We start from the raw sequence: 18,522 nt of genomic DNA, 5'->3' as shown, positions 1-18,522 counted from the left end.
CTCTATAATTTTGCAGCTCATGAACCTGTTGCCCATTCCCGCTTTTTCCGACAACTACATCTGGATGCTCCACGATGCGGAACACGCCGTGGTCGTCGATCCGGGTCAGGCCGAGCCTGTGCTGAGCACGTTGGCACAGCGGGGTCTGAAACTGCTGGGCATTTTAGTCACCCATCATCATGCCGACCATGTGGGCGGCATCGATGCCATTCGCGCGGCCACCGGCGCCCCCGTCTGGGGCCCTGCCTACGAGTCCCTGCCCGAGCCCGTCACGCGCGTGCAGGGCGGCGACAGCGTCGAGCTGCTCGGCGGCCCCTGGCAAGTCATCGATGTGCCCGGACACACCAGCGGTCATATTGCCTTCTTCAGCACCCGGGCGCAAAGCCAGCCCCTGCTGTTCTGCGGTGACACGCTGTTCTCGGGCGGCTGCGGCCGCCTTTTCGAAGGCACGGCAGCACAGATGCAGGCCTCGCTGGACGCACTGGCCGCCCTGCCCGGCAACACGCTGGTGTGCTGCGCACATGAGTACACAATTTCCAACCTGCGATTTGCGCAGGCCGTGGAACCAAACAATCCAGAACTGGCTCAGTATCTGGAACATTGCCAGCAACTGCGCAAGAGCGGGCGGCCGACGCTGCCCTCCACATTGCAGACCGAGCTGGCCATCAACCCGTTCATGCGAAGCCGCGCTGCCGATGTGATCGCAGCCGCCGTGCACCATGATCCTCAAACCAGGCCCGAGGACCCCGCCAGCGTGCTGGCCACCCTGCGCCAATGGAAAAACGTTTTCTGATGAAGCTGCTATCCACCCTGCTGCTGACAAGCGCACTGATATTGACCGGCTGCGCCACCACCAGCAGCGTCGACCCCATGTATCCGAACGGCCCGCTCAAACCCCTGGGCCAGGGCAAAGTCGGCAGCTCCGAAGTCGCTGAACTGGAAGCCACTGGCGACCTCTGGGTTCGCATCCGCAAGGGCTTTGCCATGCCCAACCTGGAACAGGATCTGGTCCAGAACCAGGAGCAGTGGTATGCCACCCGCCCCGACTATATCCAGCGCATGACGGAGCGATCGAGCAAGTATCTGTTCCACATCGTCGAGGAGCTGGAGCGCCGCAACATGCCGACAGAGCTGGCGCTGTTGCCGTTCATCGAAAGCGCCTTCAACCCGCAGGCGGTCTCCAGCGCCAAGGCCGCCGGCATGTGGCAGTTCATGCCGGCCACCGGTACCTATTTCGACCTCAAGCAGAATGTCTTCCGCGACGATCGCCGCGATGTGCTGGCCTCGACCCGCGCCGCGCTCGACTATCTGCAAAAGCTCTACAACATGTTTGGCGACTGGCATCTGGCCCTGGCCGCCTATAACTGGGGCGAGGGTAGCGTGGGCCGCGCCATCAAGCGCAATGAGAAGCTGGGTCAGCCTGCGGGCTACCTCGATCTGCAGATGCCGGCCGAAACCCGCAACTATGTGCCCAAGCTGCAGGCCGTCAAGAACATCGTGGCCGAGCCCGAGAAGTTCAACACAGAGCTTCCCATCATCGAAAACCACCCCTATTTCCAGGCCGTGGATCTGCCGCACGACATCGACGTGGAGTTGGTGGCCAAGCTGGCCGATGTCAGCGTGAATGACTTCAAGGCGCTCAACCCCAGCTTTCACAAGCCGGTGATCTTTGCGCGCGCCACGCCGCAGGTGCTGCTGCCCTGGGACAATGCCAAGGTCTTCCGCCGCAATCTGCAGGCCTATAGCGAAGGCCAGTTTGCCAGCTGGACGGTATGGACCGTGCCCACCACCATCACCGTGGCCGAAGCCGCCCAGCGCGCAGGCCTGGGCGAAGCCGATCTGCGCGCCATCAACAACATCCCGCCGCGCATGCTGATCAAGGCCGGCTCGACCCTGATGGTGCCGCGCGATGCCAATGTCAAGACCGATGTGCCCGGCCATGTGGCAGACAACGGCCAGATCTCCTTCGCCCCTGAAGTCGTGACTGTGCGCACCACGGTCAAGGCGCGCAAGCGCGATACGCTGGTCAGCGTGGCCAGCCGCTATGGCATCAGCGTCTCCAACCTCGCGGACTGGAATGACCTCAAGTCGACGGCATCCCTGCGCCCCGGCCAGTCGCTGATTGCCTACCTGCCAAGCCGCGCAGCCCGCAGCGCACGCGCCGAAAGCAATGACAGCTCGGCCCGCAACACCCGTGGCAGCAGCAAGGTGGCAGCCGCTAGCAAGAACGCCAGAAGCAGCAGTGCGCCCACTCCCCGTGGCGGCAAGAGCGAACCCAAGGCTCGCGGCGGTACACCTGCCAAGAAGCGCAAATAAGCCTCACCACCCGCAAAAAAGCCCGCTGTTCGCAGAACCAGCGGGCTTTTCTATTTCTGCTCTTTCAAAAAAGATAGCGGAAAACGCTTTATAGATAGGCGATCAAAGCCAATTCAATTAATATTTTTAGCGCCTGTCCACCAGCGCGTGGGCAATCGTGCCCAGATCCACATATTCAAGCTCACTGCCTATGGGCACGCCGCGCGCCAGCCGCGTGACCAGGATGCCACGCGACTTGAGCGCCTCGCTGATGGCATGGGCCGTGGCCTCGCCCTCGGCTGTGAAGCTGGTGGCGAGAATCACCTCCTGCACCACGCCGTCACAGGCACGCTCCAGCAACTGCTTCATGCCGATTTCCTTGGGGCCCACGCCATCAAGCGGCGACAACCGCCCCATCAGCACGTAGTAGTAGCCTTGGTAGGCCCCCGTGCGCTCCATGGCAGCCAGATCGGCCGGCGCCTCGACCACACACAGCCGCGCGCCATCGCGCCCGGCGTCATCACAGATGCTGCAGATCGCGCCTTCGGTAAACGTGTGGCAGCGCTCGCAGTGATGCACCGAGCTCACCGCAGAGTCCAGCGCCCGCGCCAGTTGCAGCGCCCCGGCCTGGTCACGCTGCAGCAGATGAAACGCCATGCGCTGTGCCGACTTGATGCCCACGCCCGGCAGCCGGCGCAAGGCCTCGATCAAGGCATCCAGAGATTGCACATCAGACACGGGTTTGTCCTTTCAGTCACCAGAAAAAAGGCGACCTGCCACTGCGCAGATCGCCATTCACTCCCCTGCACGACCCGGCCTGGGACAGCAAGCAGGAGCCGCATCGCGGCCATCCCTTGGCCGGGGAAGCGGCACGGCCGCTCAGGGGAAATCCGTCAGAAGGGGAACTTCATCCCGCCGGGCAGGCCGGGCATACCGGCAGTGATCTTGCCCATCTTCTCGTTGGAGGTCTCTTCGGCCTTGCGCACAGCCGCGTTGAAGGCGGCAGCCACCAGGTCTTCCAGCATGTCCTTGTCTTCGGCCAGCAGGCTGGGGTCGATGGTGATGCGCTTGACGTCATGCTTGCAGGTCATCACGACCTTGACCAGACCGGCACCGGATTCGCCTTCGACTTCGATATTGCCCAGCTCATCCTGAGCCTTCTTCAGGTTGTCCTGCATGGCCTGAGCTTGCTTCATCAAACCGGCGAGTTGTCCTTTGTTGAACATGAGAATTCCTTCTTTTGTTGAAACGCCTTATTCAGGCTGAATAGATATGGGCTTGATGCTACCGGGCACGATTTTCGCGCCAAAGTCTCGCATCAAGGTTTGCACCTGCGGATTGCTCTTGACAATGTCCTCGGCCAGCAACTGGCTGGCTTGTCTTTCCAGGGCCAGTCGGCGGGCAGGACTGTCCGTCACCGGCCCTTGCTCGACCTGCAATTGTCGCGCATGACCGGCCGCTTCCAGCGCAGCGCGCAAACGATCACGTGTGCCAGCCTGATTGAGTGAGTTGGACTCCACGCGCAATCGCCACAGATCGCCTTCACGACCCAGCAGTTGCGACTGCAGCGCCAGCTGCCGCGCCACGGCCACCACGGCTTCGCTCTGCAGCAATTGCTGCACCACGTCAAACCACAGATCGCCCTCAGGGGTACGTTCCACGGGAGCTGCATCCTGGGCCGTGCTGGCATAACCGCCGCTTGCGCTCTGGGCTGTCGGCTCGTCCGACTCCATGGGCGGCATGGCATGCAAGGGCTGGCCGACATCCAGTTCGGCATCATCGCCCCAGCGCCCATCGTCAGCCCACCCCTCATCGGGCATGCCTGCCCAGGCCGCTTCGCCGGCATCCTGCTCTTCGGGAGCATCGGCCTCGGCGCTCTCGGATGCATCGTCGGCAGGCATCTGGTCTGCCTCGGCGGCGGCTTCCTGATTCGCAGCAGCCATGTTTTGCTGAACCTCTGCAGGTTCAGGCGTCACGGCAGGAGCTGGCGACCGGATCGGCTCCGAAACTGCCTGCATCACCGGCCTTGCAACGGAATATGCAGCTGAATCCGAGCGATCAGCAACCTCTTGAATCTGTTCTGGCTCGGCCATTGCGGCGACTGACGCAGGCTCTTGCGCTGGTGCCGACTCCGGTACGGCTTGCACCACAGGCTGCTGCACAGACGGCAAGGACTGGACCTCGGTCGCCGGCACCTGCTTCGCCACCGGCTGTGAAGCCGGAGGCTGCTGAATCGGAGCCGGAGCCTGGACAACAGGTCGGCTAGGCCTCAGCGCCGGAGTTTTTTTTTCAGCCGTGCCGGCTTCGGCATTTTCCGGCTTGAAGGCCAGCAGCCGCAGCAGTGCCATGGTGAGCGCCGCATATTCATCCGGGGCCAGTCCCAGCTCGACGCGGCCGTGCAGGCAGATGCTGTAGAGCAGCTGCGTCTCGTCGCGTGGCATCAGACAGGCCAGTCGGTCTACTTCGGTAGCCTCCGGGTCACTGGCATCCAGGGGCATGTCGGGCACGGCCTGCAACACGGCCATGCGCTGCAGAACGGCGCACATTTCCTCCAGTGTCGATGCAGCAGACAGACCGTTGTGGCGCAGCTCTTCGGAGACTTCAACCACCGTGCGCCCGTGACCCTGCGCCAGGGCATCGATCAGGCGAAAGACATGGCTGCGATCCACGCTGCCCAGCATCTGGCGCACCGTCGCCTCCTGCAACTGCCCGCTGCCAAAGGCAATCGCCTGATCGGTCAGGCTCAGCGCATCGCGCATGGAGCCACGCGCGGCGCGCGACAGCAATCGCAGTGCCTGAGGCTCAGCCGGCACGCTTTCCTTGTCGAGCACATGGGTCAGGTGCTCCAGAACCGTTTCGGGCGCCATCGGGCGCAGATTGAACTGCAGGCAGCGCGAGAGCACGGTGACCGGTACTTTCTGCGGATCGGTCGTGGCCAGCACGAACTTCAGATACTCCGGAGGTTCCTCCAGCGTCTTGAGCATGGCGTTGAACGCCGTGTTCGTCAGCATGTGCACCTCGTCGATCATGAAGACCTTGAAGCGCCCCTGCACCGGTTTGTACACCGCCTGCTCCAGCAGGCTCTGCACCTCATCCACGCCGCGGTTGGATGCAGCATCCAGCTCGGTGTAGTCGGGGAAACGACCGCTATCGATTTCAGTGCATGCTGCGCATACCCCGCAAGGGGTTGCGGTGATTCCACCATTGCCATCCAGGCCCTGGCAATTCAGCGACTTGGCCAGAATGCGCGACACCGTGGTCTTGCCCACGCCACGTGTGCCCGTGAACAGATAGGCATGGTGCAGGCGCTGCTGGGTCAACGCATTGGTCAGAGCCTGAACCACGTGCTCCTGCCCCACCATTTCAGTGAAGGTACGGGGCCGGTATTTGCGAGCAAGCACTAAATAAGACATAGCCTCTGATTCTACGGGGCCGGGACATGCCAACAAGCCTGCTCCTGGAATCTCATTTCACAGCTCGCGGAACTGTGTCGGTTTTGCATCTATAATCGAGAGTGACGGGCCTCCTCGCATGGGGAAGCAGCCAACCGGGTCAGGTGGGGAACCAAGCAGCCCTAACTGCGGATACAGTGCCGAGATCAGGCTCGTCACCTTTCGATGGAAACCTCTTTACAGACAAGAGGCTCTCTTCCAAGAAAGGCCATTTTTCACCATGAACAGCACCATGCTGAGGCGCTTTGCCCAGGAAAAGTGTTTCGTGTCGATACCCCATGTCTTGTGGGATGCGGCACCGCTCAAAGCCGAATCCGAACCCGTCTTTACATCAGGATCTCCGCAGGCCACTGGCAGACAAGAGCGACCACCAAGAGATCAGACGTAAAAAAGGCCGCAATTGCGGCCTTTTTGTTTTTCCGGATTGACATGGCGCCGCGCAGAGACGCCATGGAAGCTCAAACCGGAACACCCACCAGGTCATGTCCCTGCGTGCCCACGATGCGCACGCTGATCAGCTCGCCCACCTTGTAGGTCTTGCTTGCCTTTTCGGGCGGCTGGATGTGAACCACACCGTCGATCTCGGGGGCATCGGCATAGGTGCGGCCCACACCACCCTTTTTGCCCAGGCTGACGGCCTTGTCCACCAACACCTTCATGACCTGGCCCACGCGGCGCTGCAGGCGCAGGGTGGAGACTTCCTCGGCCACTTCCATGAAGCGCGCACGACGCGCCTCGCGCACCTCTTCGGGCAGCATGCCTGGAAGTTCGTTGGCGGTGGCGCCTTCGACAGGGCTGTAGGCAAAGCAGCCGGCACGGTCGATCTCGGCTTCGCGAATGAAGTTAAGCAGATGCTCAAACTCTTCTTCGGTCTCGCCGGGAAAACCGGCAATGAAGGTGGAACGAATCACCAGCTCGGGGCAGATCTTGCGCCACTCGCGAATACGGTCCAGGTTCTTTTCGCCCGACGCGGGTCGCTTCATGCGCTTGAGCACATCGGGATGGCTGTGCTGCAGGGGCACGTCCAGGTAAGGGAGGATCTTGCCTTCGGCCATCAGGGGCAAGACCGCATCCACGGTGGGATAGGGGTAGACATAGTGCAGGCGCACCCAGGCACCGTGCTGCTGCGCCAGCTTGCCCAGCTCGTCGGCCAGCTCCAGCATACGGGTCTTGACCGGCTTGCCGTCCCAGAAGCCGGTGCGGTACTTCACATCCACGCCATAGGCCGAGGTATCCTGGCTGATCACCAGCAGTTCCTTGACGCCTCCTTCGAACAGCGCCTTGGCCTCCTTGAGCACATCGCCGATCGGACGCGAGACCAGATCGCCGCGCATGCTGGGGATGATGCAGAAAGTGCAGCGGTGGTTGCAGCCTTCGGAAATCTTCAGATAGGCATAGTGCTTGGGCGTGAGCTTGATGCCTGCGTCGCCAAAGCTGCCGGGCACAAGATCCACAAATGGATCGTGCGGCTTGGGCAGGTGGGTGTGCACAGCGTCCATTACCTCCTGGGTGGCATGGGGGCCGGTGACGGCCAGCACACTGGGGTGTACTTCGGCCACCATGGTGGAGCCGCCATCCTTGCCAGCCTTGGCACCCAGACAACCGGTCACGATCACCTTGCCGTTGGCTGCCAGGGCCTCACCAATGGTGTCCAGGCTTTCCTTGACTGCATCATCGATGAAGCCACAGGTATTGACGATGACCAGATCAGCGCCCTCAAAGGTCTTGGAGGTCTGGTAACCCTCGGCACTGAGCTGCGTGAGAATCAGTTCGCTATCGGTCAAGGCCTTGGGGCAGCCCAGCGAAACAAAGCCCACCTTGGGGATGGCGGTTTGCGTGGGGCTATCGGAATCGATTGATTTCATTTGATTTTTCCAGCAGCGCGGCGTCTACGCGCCAGGCAGCAATTTTATTTCAACGGCCAGATCAGCAGGCTCGACCCTGTGGCTTGAGCCTGCTGTGCGCACGATGAAAAAACCGGTAAACGAAAAAGGCGCTACAGTTTCCATGGCTGTAGCGCCTGTATTCTGGCGGGTCCTGCGAGATGCGTACTCGCGACCAACAATTCAAAGGCCCGCGTCTGCGTCAAACATCGACGTGGGCCCAAACAGGTCAATCGGCGGATTTTACCAGCTACGCACCCGGGCTGCTCACGCCCTTCTGGTCTTTATCCCCACAGCTCAGGTATGAGGTAGTGGCCCGGTCCCGTCGAGCCCCCAAAGTTCGCCGACTGAAATGAAGGCGAAAAAGTTGCATGGATCACGCTGACTGAAAATAGGACCTGCGCCCCTCCAGCCCAGACCTCTCAGACCCCCAAAAGCGCTGGCCGATCAGATTGAATATTCTTCGACGATCAACCATCCCATACTCCCTACACCATCATTGATGATGTCCAGGTGGTTGCCGCCCTCGTACACACGAATGTTCTGCCCCACGAAAGCTCTGGGCACAACACGCTCGATATTGCACAGTGCCAGCTTGATTTGCTCACCCAGCGCGGAAAGTGACTTCTGGGAGTAGTCAATGTCTATGGCCTCAGCCAGCAGTCCATAGACAACCCTCCTTTTCCCTTCCTCAGGAAAAGCGAGCACTTTGGTGTGCAAGAGCTCCGCATTGGAAAATTTGCGGCCAGTGAGTTTTTCGAAAACTTCAATGCTTGGCAAAGCGCCCTCCCCATGCAATGTGACCAAATGCAACAAGCATAGTCGAACGCATTTACAGGGGTCAACTGTCCGCTGTGGATCGCAGGTCCTGCCCACTACTCCAACCCGCCATGCCCGTCACAGCAGCCTTCTCGGACGCGCTGCAAGCTCCTCCGCAACGTTCACCTCGGACTTGTCAAACGGCTGTCGGAGACTCAAAACGCCTTTGAAAAAACCAATGCGATAGCGGGAGCAACTATGGAAATTGACCCAACACCATGAATACGATGGTCACGGTCGACCGGTGGAAATGCTTTTGCATGGGAGCTGTCAAAACAGCTTCCCGATCAATTCTGGTCGCTGGCCTTCTTCAGGTCGTCCACGATTGATGCAAAAAAACTCATACAGAGTGTGAGCGCCACGAACGCGAAACTGACGAGCAGCCATTTCATAGTTGCACCTCCGTGATTTACATTTTTTAACAGTATGAGTGCACCAGCTGATAACGCTGAATAGATGTTTACGCTAGGCCTATTGCAGGCCAGGCGGGCTTCATCGCACCAGGGCCTCAGAAACTCCCCCTGGCCTCGCCAAGAAGGGCATGAGGTGGAGTCAATACGGCTCAATGCAAGTGCATGTGCTCTGGGCCAGTTGATCCAGCAAGCCACTGGCAAGTTCATCGGCACTCAGACGGTGCGGCAGTCGATGCAGCCGCCGCTGCCTGTCAGTGCAGTGAAAACACAGCCGCTGCATCAATCTCAAGCGGCCTGGAAAGCAGATACCCTTGAGCACAATCCACCCCAAGCCTCTGAAGCATTTCCAGCTCTTCCGGTCGCTCCACGCCCTCGGCAATCACGAGGCTTCCGATTTCATGCGCGAAACTGATGAGGCCTCTGGCCAGCGCACGCCGCTTCTCGTCGGTGTCGATCGAGTGGGTAAGACTCATATCCAGCTTGATGATTTCCGGCTCGAGATTGAGGATGTGCCGCATGCTGGAATAGCCCGCGCCGGCATCGTCAACCGCCAGTTTCGCGCCCCGGCGACGATAGGGCTCCAGCCCAACGGCAAGTGCCTTGTAATCCTTGACAGCTGCATGCTCGGTAATCTCCAGGACCAGGCGGGAGAGATCATCGATGCCATCCAGCAGTTGGTGGAACTTGCTGCTCAGCAGCAATTGTGGCGAGCAGTTGACGCTGACGCTGCTGCTGGCAGGCAGTCGCTGCAGCGCAGGAAGTGCCTTGGCAATCGCGCACAATTCGAGATCAACGCCAAGCCCTGCCTTGTCTGCCACGTCGAACCAGTAATCCGGCGCATGTCTGGGCTCGACATCAAAACGCGAAAGGCTCTCAAAGCCGCAAATGGCCTTGTCGCGCAGACTGCAGATCGGTTGGAACACCATTCTCGGGTCGCCGTGCGCCAAAGCGGAACGCACTTCGCCAACCAGCTGTGCCTTGATCCGCTCCTCTGCGGCCTGCTCTTCGATGCGGTCAGCCAGGATCTCGGCGAATGCCCGTAGCAACTGCATGTCACGCTCGCCCAGCGTGGGGTTCGGGAGAAAGCTGAAGCAGCAAAGCGTGCCGTAGACATGCCCGTCCGTGAGCCGGACGGGAACACTCAGATGGGAGCCGATTGGAATGGCATGGGTTGCAGAAATCTGCTGAGCAGCCGGCACACTACTGGTGTCCGGAATGCATTCAGGCAACTCGCCGTGGACCACCTTCAGGCAATACCCCTCCTGCATGGGAATGCTCTGACCTTGATATAGCGGTCCGCCCGAAACACTGTCCAAATGCTTGAGCACCCGGTCAGCGGCTCCGAAGTGCGAGACAAAGGCGATATCCATTCCAAGGTGCTTGCGAACCGCACGAAGTATGCGATCAACACCTTCGGCGCACACACCAGATCTCATCAAGTGATTGAGATGGCGATTTCCTTCAAGCTCCAGATCGTTCATCTGCATGCCCCCTCTTACATACAGTCGACTCACATGACTTTTGTCACTTTTTAATACAAAACAGCATTCAATGTGAAGCGATAAGCCTCTATGCGCAGCCAGTTTCTCAGCAGTGAGCGTGGAAAAAATGTCAATCAACCCGGCAAATTCCGCAATCTGCCTCGATTTCAGCCACCGCTGCAACCACGCTTTTCCACCAACCCGGGCCTGATCACTTTGTCACGTGGCGTCGGCCAAACGCCCATCTACGGGGCTCTTCATCACACCGCCAACGAACAGCAATGGAACTGGCGTCGCGGTCTGGTCCACATGGAGCATCTGCGGGTAGAGAGTCTGGGCCGAACCAATGACTGCATCAAGATCGACGGGCTTTACAAAATTATGTTTCAGTTTGATACAAATAGCCCGATAACCAGTTAATTACTGTTTGGGTTCGAGGAGAGATCAATGAGACGGTGCATCATCAAAGTGGCAGGAGCCTATTACACGGCCCTCTTCCCCAGCACATGCGCCGCTCTTGAAGACGCAATGAAGCGCTTTCCCGGTGCCACCACGATCAGCGTCAGAGCAGCATCTCTCACGCTCAACCACTCGTTACTGCACTAAGCTGGTCCGCATGGATCCCGTAAAGCCTTGTCCACCCCAGTGAGCGCGCATATGGCGCCCCCGCGCCGGTCACTCCAGCTCGTCCATGAGAGAACTTTCTGAGCGCTCTGCTGCTGCGCAGATGGCTCTGCGCATGAAGGCACTACTGTGCGACCACCTGCACGCGGCCCAGGTCAACCCCAAGTGAGCTGGCTTTTTCAAGCAGGCGCCTGAATTGCTGCTCGGGAATGGTCTTGCTGCGCGACAGCAGCCAGAAATAATCCAGGCTTCCGCCTATTACCATGGCCGTCTGATATTCGTCATCCAGGCTCACCACGTTGTAGCCGCCATAAAAAGGACCAAAGAAGGAAACCTTGAGCGCTGCCACACCGGGGTCGTCCAGAAAGCGTGCCCTGCCCTGGGCCTGCCGCCACTCCTGCTTCGCAGGGTCATAGCCCCGGTTGATGACGGTCACAGTCCCATCTTCGTTGAGACTGTATTGCGCGGAGACTTGGCTGAGTCCTTTTTCAAAACGGTGCTCTATCCGCGCAAGCTCGTACCAGGTGCCCGTATAGCGCTTGACATCAAAGCCACTCACAGGCTGCAAGCCTTGAGGGACCGAGACAGCACAGCCCCAGAATGCAGAGACAACTCCCGCCGCAACCGCCGTCAAAGCGGCACAGCGAATCAGCGAACTTCTCGAAAAACGCATGGTTGTTCCTGAAGTTGAAAGCCTTATTCAACCATTCATGCTCCTGCCCGCCATGCAAAGCGGGCTTTCCCGATTCCGGCGGAATCAAGCTGGAAGACAGCTCCGTTAGCAGCTTTGATGCGCGAGCAAAGGCCGTGTCATTTCCTGTTGACCACCCAGGAAGACACTCAGGCGAACATATGTCTCCTGCTGCAACTATCCACATCTACCCTAGAAATACTTGATGTAGTCGTGATTCCAACGCAATTCGAGCGAACCATCGGCCACCCTGCGAATTCGCTGGACGCGCCATCGCGGCAGCTGTACCGTCGTCTTTTGGTTCAGCAACTTGATTGAAGGCCGCCTGCCCCATGAGCAAATCCAAAGAGTCCACCGTCCATCACATCGTGGATGCAAAGCAGTGGGAACTCAATCGCGAAAAAGAGCGCATCACCTATCCTGCCAACCATGCCGGCCCGATTCAGATGGACTGGCGCAAGCGCGAGAACTACTCGGCCACCGACCTGAACTACCGCGGGAGAAGTAAAACCCCGTAGCAGCAGATCCGGCCCGAACTGCAGCACAAACCCTGTCATAGCCGAAGCAAGCGGGGGCCCGTTTTGGGGAATGAACAAATGGCGACGCACACTGCAAGCTTGGGCCTACTCCCCCGCTTCAATGATCCCGAGCGGAAGTACTGCAGGCCACTTCCTAAAGCCGGCAACACACTAAGGAAAAGCCCTTGGACTCGAAAAAGCAGTGAGCCCAGACACCAATTCTGATTGGCATTGGACTTCTTCCGCCATTGCCCATTGACTGCGCAGGTCCTGCAAGGCGCTGCTTCGTTGGTTGTCAAAAAAGCCCGCACACATGCCAAAAAAGCAGCTTGAATCTGATTCCTGCTGCTCAATTGATAGCAAAAGAAAAAGGCCCCGTATTGCTACGGGGCCTTGTTATCTTTGGTGGGTCCTGCGAGATTCGAACTCGCGACCAACGGATTAAAAGTCCGCTGCTCTACCGACTGAGCTAAAGACCCTGCCACACCTCAAAAGCAGTAGTTGCCTAATCAGTGGAATAACGTTATTGTAATCTATTTTTTCCGGCCCGCTGCCGAAATCGCGAATTAGTTGGTTCAGTTCACGATTAGTTCGACTGCCGGGCCAATTGATCGAGCACCCAGCCTGCAGCGCACTGACCAAAGGTTGCCGTCACGGCCACGACCGAGCCGTAGCCATGGCAGTTGAGGCTGCCATCACCGCCCTCGATGGAGCAAGACGCATCGGGAGGAGCTACCGCCTCCCGGCTGAACACGCAGGTCACGCCCATGCGCTTGCCATCCTTGGGAGCGCCATGCTGCTTGCGCAGCCGGTACCGCAGCTGCGACAGAAGCGGATCATGAGTCGTCGCACTGAGGTCGGCAATATCCACCAGATGGGCCATGCGCTTTCCGCCCGCAGCGCCGACGGAGATGAAGCACTGCCGGGTCTTGCGCGCATGCGCAGCCATTTCGGCCTTGGCCTTGATCTGATCGCAGGCATCGATCACCGCATCGGCATCGGCCGGCAAGAGTTGCAGCCAGTTGTCCGGATCGACAAACTCGTCAATGCAATTGACCACGCAAGCCGGATTGATCTCGGCGATGCGATCACGCATGGCCTCGATCTTGGCCTGACCCACCGTGCTGGTCAGCGCATGGATCTGGCGATTGATATTGGACTCGGCGACATGATCCATATCGATCAGGGTCAGGCGGCTCACACCGCTGCGCGCCAGGGCCTCGGCCGTCCACGAGCCGACTCCGCCGACACCGACCACCACCACATGGGCGGCACGAATCCGGGCCGCGCCCGGCACGCCGTAGAGGCGCTCCAGACCGCCAAAGCGGCGCTGCACATCTGCTTCTTCCATAGAAAAAACAGCGCCGGATGGGGGCGCTGTTTCCGCTTGAGGCTGTGAATATCCGGCCATTACTTGAGCGTCGCCAGCTTGGACTTGGCAATCCCTGCGGCTTCCGAGTTCGGATAGGCCTGCAGCAGCTCTTCCAGGGTCTTGCGCGCCGCCTTGGTGTCCTTGAGTTCCACCTGACAGTTGGCGATGGACAAAGCCGCTTCGGGCGAGCGGGCATGCATGGGAGCCGTGGTCATGACCGAGCGAAAATTGGCGATGGCGTTCTTATAGTCGCGCGTGGCGTACTGCGAGTTGCCCAGCCAGAAGCGCACCGACGGCGTATAGCCGCTCTTGGGCCATTGGCGCAGAAAAGCGGCAAACGCCTGACCGGCCTCGGGGAACTTGCCCGAACGGAACATGCCCAGAGCCTGCTCGAAGTCCTGTTGCTCGTTGCGATCGGCAGTGAATTCCACACCATCCACGGTCACGCTGACAGGTTCGAACTGGCGCAGACGCTCGTCAAAGCCCTTGGCCAGATCTTTCTGACCGCGCTGCAACTCGGCAGCGTCGCGTGTCAGCTGCTCGTTCTGACCGCGCAACTTTGCCTGGTCGGACTTGAGCGACTCGATCTGCGACTGCAGATCCAGCAGGCTGCGACGGGTTTGCTCCTGCGATTGCTGCAGGCTGTCAACGCGCTGGCGCAGTTCGATGATGGCGCGGCGCGCCTCGTCATCACCAAACAGGGCTGCATGGGCGCTGATGGCAGAGCCGGCCAGCAGGCCGGCCACCACCAGGCGAGGCAGCGTTGCGTGACGGAGAGTCAACAAGGCCTGCTTCATCATTAACGGTAGTTGATTTCAACGCGACGGTTCTGGGCGTAAGCGTCTTCGCTATGGCCTTCGGCAGCGGGCTTTTCCTTGCCGTAGCTCACTGCTTCGACCTGAGCGTCGTTGACACCCAGCAGACCCAGGGAGCGGCGCACGGCTTCGGCGCGCTTCTGGCCCAGAGCCAGGTTGTATTCACGACCGCCGCGCTCGTCGGTATGGCCTTCCAGCTGCACCTTGGCCGCAGGATTGGCCTTGATGAACTTGGCATGGGCTTCGATCTGGGGCTGTGCATCGGCCTTGACAGAGTAGCTGTCAAAGTCGAAATACACGATGCGGCTGACGCCCTGAGGGCCGGCCTTGGAGGCGGCCGAACCGGTCAGGTCCACACCGGACACGCCGCTCTGGCCCTGGCCGCTTGCGCCGGTACCCTGGCTCGACAGCGAGCCGTCAACAGGCTTGTCGTCGAGCTTGACGCCCGAGCTGCAACCAGCGACCAGAGCGGTCACAGCCAAAGCCAAAGAAAGACGTTTGATAGTCAACATGAGATTTCTCCGAACAGTCCACAACGGACTTCATCACTAGAAAGAAAGAGGGAACGCAAACTTCAGATCAGTGTTTCTGGAACGGACCCCAGTCGGGCTCGCGTATGTCACCGCCTTGCCCTGCAAGGCGTGCCTTGATCTTGCCGTCCAGGGTGGTGGTCATGAGTGCTTCGCGGCCGCCCTGGATGGTGGCGTAAACAATCAGACGGCTGTTGGGCGCAAAACTCGGACTCTCGTCCGCCGTGGTGTCCGTGACGGAGTTCACGGTGCCTGTCGCCAGATCCATGACCTGCAGCTTGAAGCCACCGCCCACGCGGGAGACATAGGCCAGCCATTTGCCGTCGGGGCTGATGGCGGGCGAGATGTTGTAGGTGCCGCTGAAGGTCACGCGCTCGGCACTGCCGCCCGAGGACGAAACCTTGTAAACCTGAGGGGCACCGCCACGGTCGCTGACGAAATAGATGGTGCGGCCATCGCTGGAGAAGCAGGGCTCGGTATCGATGCCGCTGCTTTGCATGAGGCGGCGCGGCTCGCCGCCCTGGGCGCTGAGCAGATACAGCTGCGAGCCGCCATCGCGGCTCAGTGTCACGGCCAGACGGCTGCCGTCGGGAGACCAGGCCGGAGCGCTGTTGGAGCCGCGGAAATTGGCCAGCAGACGGCGGTGGCCGCTGGCCACATCGTGCACATAGACCACGGGCTTGCGTGACTCGAAGGACACATAGGCCAGCTGGGTGCCGTTGGGCGCCCAGGCGGGGGAAATGATGGGCTCGGGGCTGGACAGCGCCGACTGGGCATTCTCGCCGTCGGCATCGGCAATCCACAGGCGGTATTGGGCGCCGGCCTTGGTCACATAGGCAATGCGGGTGGAGAAAATGCCTTTCTCGCCCGTGAGCTTTTCGTAGATGTAGTCGGCAATGCGGTGTGCCACCAGACGCAGATCGCCGGTGGTCACGGCAAAGCCCTGGCCGCCCAGATCCTGGCCCTTGACCACATCCCAAAGGCGGAAGCGCACATCCCAGCGGCCGTCGGCCAGGCGGGTGATGCTGCCGGTGGCCAGCGAATCGGCACCCTTCTGGCGCCACTGCGCCACGTCGGGGCGCGAGGTCTCGTCCAGCGCGACGCCGGAAGCGTCCACGCCGCGGAACTGGCCACTGCGCTCCAGGTCGGCCTGGATGATGGCGGAAATCTTCTGCGGGGCCGAACCTTCCCCCTTGAACGGGGCGATTGCGATCGGCAGCTGTGTCAGGCCCACGCCTGTTACCTCAACCCTGAACTGGGCCAGTGCCGGAAGGGCCGGCGTGGCGGCTAGCGTTGCCAGCATGGCTCTACGGGAAGCGCGCGGCCCTGCCGCCCAGGTTGTCAGGGATGGAAGTCGGTCAATAGTCATTGGCAGCCATCAAAATTTCCGGAATTGCCCGGTACAAACACAAGCGCGAATGTTACACACACTGACGGATTCCTGATGTAAGAACGTGCTCAGTAGGGTGATCAAACGCAAGTGCCACAAAATTTTCAGATCGGGAGCATGCCAGAGTCTGCATGAGTGCAGAGACAAGCCCCGGACCAATTCTGCCGCAGGCTTGCGCTTTATATTCAAACAGGCATAGTTGGTTACAACTTCATCCCGAATTTCATCTATTGAGATCCGTGCGGACTCCAAAAGCACAAGCCCTAAAATCACGCGCTTATGCAAGCCACACCGTCCCCATCGCCGAGCGAGACCGCCAAGGCCGCTCCCGCTCCAGCTGTCCCCGCCCATCCATCCGATCTGCCGCTGATGCAGCGCCTCAAGCGCCTGACGCCTTATTTCTCGGGCCAGCGCTGGGCCTGGGGTCTGGCCATTTTTGCCACGCTGGTGGGGGCGGCGACCGAGCCTGCCATGCCGGCGCTGCTCAAGCCCTTGCTCGACAGCGGTTTTACGGCAGGGTCGCTGCCGCTGTGGACGGTGCCCGTGTTTCTGATCGGCCTGTTCGTGATTCGCGGCCTGGCCCAGTTCACGGGGCAGTACGCGCTGGCACGCATCACCAATGACGGCATGCTGGGTCTGCGCCAGAAACTCTTCGAGCGCCTGCTGGCCGCCGACATGAGCCTGTTTTCCAGGCAATCGGCATCGGCGCTGTCCAACACCATCGTCTACGAGGTGCAGACCGGTGCCCAGCAGCTGGTGCAGGCGATGATGAGCATCTCTCGCGACGGCTTCACGCTGATCGCCCTGCTCGGCTATCTGATCTATCTGAACTGGCAGCTCACGCTGATCGTGGCCTTCATGGTGCCGGGCGTGGCCTGGGTCATGAAGACGCTGTCGCGCCGCCTGTACCGCATCACCAAGTCCAGTCAGACGGCCACCGACGAACTGGCCTATGTGGTGGAGGAGAACGTGCTGGCACACCGCATGGTGCGCCTGCATGGCGCCCAGGCTTCGCAGCAGTCGCGTTTTGGCGAGCTGAGCCGCCAGCTGCGCGGCCTGAACACCAAGGCCACCATCGCCTCGGCCGCCATGACTCCGCTGACCCAAGTGCTGGCGGCGATTGCGCTGTCGGTGATTCTCTGCATCGCCCTGTGGCAAAGCCGCGAAGGCGGCGCCGCCATCGGCTCGGCCAGCGTGCAGGATGTGACCGTGGGCGGCTTTGCCGCCTTCATCTCGGCCATGCTGATGCTGATTGCGCCCATTCGCCGCATGGCTGATGTGGCCAACCCCATCACGCGCGGCGTGGCCGCACTGGAGCGTGGCCTGGCCCTGCTCGAAGGCTCCACCGACGAGCAAGGCGGCAGTTTCAAGCCCTCCACCAAGGTCAGCGGCGCACTGCAGCTGAGCGATGTGAGCGTGCAGTTCGGCCCGGACAAGGCTCCGGCCCTCTCGCACCTGAGCCTGGACGTCAAGGCCGGCGAAGTCGTGGCCCTGGTCGGCCCGTCCGGCGCCGGCAAGACCACTCTGGTCAATCTGCTGCCCCGCTTTTTCTCGCCCACCAGCGGCCAGATCCTGCTGGAAGGCGTTCCCGTGGCCGACTGGGACCTGAACACGCTGCGCCAGCAGTTCGCCATGGTCAGCCAGGACGTCGTCATGCTCAACGACAGCGTCGCGGCCAATGTGGCCCTGGGCAGGGATATTGACGAGACCCGCGTCTGGTCCGCTCTGGAGGCCGCCAATCTGGGCGACTTCGTGCGCAATCTGCCCCAGGGCCTGCACACCCTGGTGGGCCACAATGCCAGCCAGTTCTCGGGCGGCCAGCGCCAGCGCCTGGCCATTGCCCGCGCGCTCTACAAGGATGCGCCCATCCTGATCCTGGACGAAGCCACTTCGGCACTGGACAACGAGTCCGAGCGACTGGTCCAGCAGGCGCTGAACCGACTGATGCAGGGCCGCACCACGCTGGTGATTGCCCACCGCCTGTCCACCATCGAGCACGCGGACCGCGTGGTCGTCATGGAGCGCGGCCAGATTGCCGAACAAGGCTCGCATGAACAACTGATGGAACTGGGCGGCCTCTACGCCCGCCTGCACAACCAGGTGCGCAGCTCGACCCCTGGCGAGCCTCAAATTTAAGAGCTGCTACCGCATATAAATAAAGGACTTCAGAGTCAAATGACCCTGAAGTCCTTTTTCATTGGGCGCTAGAAGCTATCAAAATAGCTAGCCCGGTACTGAA

Annotated in this window: 16 protein-coding genes, 1 tRNA gene and 1 other RNA gene; 6 read left to right on the top strand and 12 right to left on the bottom strand. The window is 60.5% G+C overall.

Features of this window, described 5'->3' with window-relative positions:
- The first annotated feature begins 19 nt into the window (after positions 1 to 19).
- The gene (gene gloB / locus DJFAAGMI_RS02410; protein WP_211455808.1) at positions 20 to 793 is read left to right on the top strand and encodes a hydroxyacylglutathione hydrolase; all 774 of its coding nucleotides are present in this window, start codon (positions 20 to 22) and stop codon (positions 791 to 793) included.
- The gene (locus DJFAAGMI_RS02405; RefSeq protein ID WP_211455807.1) at positions 793 to 2,316 is read left to right on the top strand and encodes a transglycosylase SLT domain-containing protein; all 1,524 of its coding nucleotides are present in this window, start codon (positions 793 to 795) and stop codon (positions 2,314 to 2,316) included. The genes gloB and DJFAAGMI_RS02405 overlap by 1 nt, the downstream gene beginning before the upstream one ends.
- 126 nt (positions 2,317 to 2,442) lie before the next feature.
- On the opposite strand, the gene recR is transcribed toward DJFAAGMI_RS02405, so the two are convergent.
- The 3 genes from recR to dnaX all read right to left on the bottom strand — a co-directional run bounded on the left by recR (position 2,443) and on the right by dnaX (position 5,708).
- A complete protein-coding gene (gene recR, locus DJFAAGMI_RS02400) occupies positions 2,443 to 3,033 on the bottom strand; it encodes a recombination mediator RecR (RefSeq protein WP_211455806.1) in 591 nt (196 codons plus the stop codon).
- Positions 3,034 to 3,188: 155 nt separating this feature from the next.
- On the bottom strand, positions 3,189 to 3,521 hold the full coding sequence (locus tag DJFAAGMI_RS02395; RefSeq protein ID WP_003056681.1) for a YbaB/EbfC family nucleoid-associated protein: 333 nt from the start codon (positions 3,519 to 3,521) through the stop codon (positions 3,189 to 3,191).
- Between the two features lie 27 nt (positions 3,522 to 3,548).
- Positions 3,549 to 5,708, bottom strand: a complete 2,160-nt coding sequence (gene dnaX / locus DJFAAGMI_RS02390; RefSeq protein WP_211455803.1) for a DNA polymerase III subunit gamma/tau — start codon at positions 5,706 to 5,708, stop codon at positions 3,549 to 3,551.
- Between the two features lie 103 nt (positions 5,709 to 5,811).
- Here dnaX and ffs point away from each other — a divergent pair.
- An RNA gene (gene ffs, locus DJFAAGMI_RS02385) (signal recognition particle sRNA small type) lies at positions 5,812 to 5,907 on the top strand.
- 298 nt (positions 5,908 to 6,205) lie between these two features.
- On the opposite strand, the gene rimO is transcribed toward ffs, so the two are convergent.
- The 3 genes from rimO to DJFAAGMI_RS02370 form a co-directional block, all read right to left on the bottom strand.
- Entirely contained in the window at positions 6,206 to 7,612 is a 1,407-nt protein-coding gene (rimO, locus tag DJFAAGMI_RS02380; protein WP_211455802.1) for a 30S ribosomal protein S12 methylthiotransferase RimO, read from the bottom strand.
- 465 nt (positions 7,613 to 8,077) lie between these two features.
- The gene (locus DJFAAGMI_RS02375) at positions 8,078 to 8,410 is read right to left on the bottom strand and encodes a hypothetical protein (protein ID WP_003056688.1); all 333 of its coding nucleotides are present in this window, start codon (positions 8,408 to 8,410) and stop codon (positions 8,078 to 8,080) included.
- A gap of 703 nt (positions 8,411 to 9,113) precedes the next feature.
- Complete coding sequence (locus DJFAAGMI_RS02370; RefSeq protein ID WP_211455801.1) at positions 9,114 to 10,349, bottom strand: sensor domain-containing phosphodiesterase; 1,236 nt, start codon at positions 10,347 to 10,349, stop codon at positions 9,114 to 9,116.
- An 84-nt stretch (positions 10,350 to 10,433) separates the two neighbouring features.
- On the opposite strand from DJFAAGMI_RS02370, the gene DJFAAGMI_RS02365 reads away from it, so the two are divergent.
- Positions 10,434 to 10,763, top strand: a complete 330-nt coding sequence (locus DJFAAGMI_RS02365; RefSeq protein ID WP_211455800.1) for a hypothetical protein — start codon at positions 10,434 to 10,436, stop codon at positions 10,761 to 10,763.
- A gap of 328 nt (positions 10,764 to 11,091) precedes the next feature.
- On the opposite strand, the gene DJFAAGMI_RS02360 is transcribed toward DJFAAGMI_RS02365, so the two are convergent.
- On the bottom strand, positions 11,092 to 11,526 hold the full coding sequence (locus DJFAAGMI_RS02360; protein ID WP_349305210.1) for a lipocalin family protein: 435 nt from the start codon (positions 11,524 to 11,526) through the stop codon (positions 11,092 to 11,094).
- A gap of 464 nt (positions 11,527 to 11,990) precedes the next feature.
- Between DJFAAGMI_RS02360 and DJFAAGMI_RS02355 the strand changes: the two genes are divergently transcribed.
- Positions 11,991 to 12,176, top strand: a complete 186-nt coding sequence (locus DJFAAGMI_RS02355; protein WP_003056699.1) for a hypothetical protein — start codon at positions 11,991 to 11,993, stop codon at positions 12,174 to 12,176.
- A gap of 403 nt (positions 12,177 to 12,579) precedes the next feature.
- On the opposite strand, the gene DJFAAGMI_RS02350 is transcribed toward DJFAAGMI_RS02355, so the two are convergent.
- The 5 genes from DJFAAGMI_RS02350 to tolB all read right to left on the bottom strand — a co-directional run bounded on the left by DJFAAGMI_RS02350 (position 12,580) and on the right by tolB (position 16,262).
- A tRNA-Lys gene (locus tag DJFAAGMI_RS02350) sits at positions 12,580 to 12,655 on the bottom strand.
- Positions 12,656 to 12,762: 107 nt separating this feature from the next.
- Positions 12,763 to 13,587 (bottom strand): tRNA threonylcarbamoyladenosine dehydratase, encoded by an 825-nt coding sequence (locus tag DJFAAGMI_RS02345; protein WP_211455799.1) that lies wholly within the window; start codon positions 13,585 to 13,587, stop codon positions 12,763 to 12,765.
- Positions 13,587 to 14,348: a tol-pal system protein YbgF gene (gene ybgF / locus DJFAAGMI_RS02340; protein ID WP_043007525.1), complete on the bottom strand. Its 762-nt coding sequence runs from the start codon at positions 14,346 to 14,348 to the stop codon at positions 13,587 to 13,589. Before ybgF ends, DJFAAGMI_RS02345 begins: the two co-directional genes overlap by 1 nt.
- The gene (gene pal / locus DJFAAGMI_RS02335; protein WP_211455798.1) at positions 14,348 to 14,875 is read right to left on the bottom strand and encodes a peptidoglycan-associated lipoprotein Pal; all 528 of its coding nucleotides are present in this window, start codon (positions 14,873 to 14,875) and stop codon (positions 14,348 to 14,350) included. The genes ybgF and pal overlap by 1 nt, the downstream gene beginning before the upstream one ends.
- A 67-nt stretch (positions 14,876 to 14,942) precedes the next feature.
- A complete protein-coding gene (gene tolB / locus DJFAAGMI_RS02330; RefSeq protein ID WP_167010709.1) occupies positions 14,943 to 16,262 on the bottom strand; it encodes a Tol-Pal system beta propeller repeat protein TolB in 1,320 nt (439 codons plus the stop codon).
- 300 nt (positions 16,263 to 16,562) lie between these two features.
- On the opposite strand from tolB, the gene msbA reads away from it, so the two are divergent.
- Positions 16,563 to 18,419: a lipid A export permease/ATP-binding protein MsbA gene (msbA, locus tag DJFAAGMI_RS02325; RefSeq protein ID WP_211455797.1), complete on the top strand. Its 1,857-nt coding sequence runs from the start codon at positions 16,563 to 16,565 to the stop codon at positions 18,417 to 18,419.
- Positions 18,420 to 18,522: the final 103 nt, after the last annotated feature.

This window comes from Comamonas brasiliensis, from assembly GCF_018292285.1.
Classification (GTDB): Bacteria; Pseudomonadota; Gammaproteobacteria; order Burkholderiales; family Burkholderiaceae_C; genus Comamonas; species Comamonas brasiliensis.
This window is presented reverse-complemented; position numbering and strand designations above follow the sequence as displayed.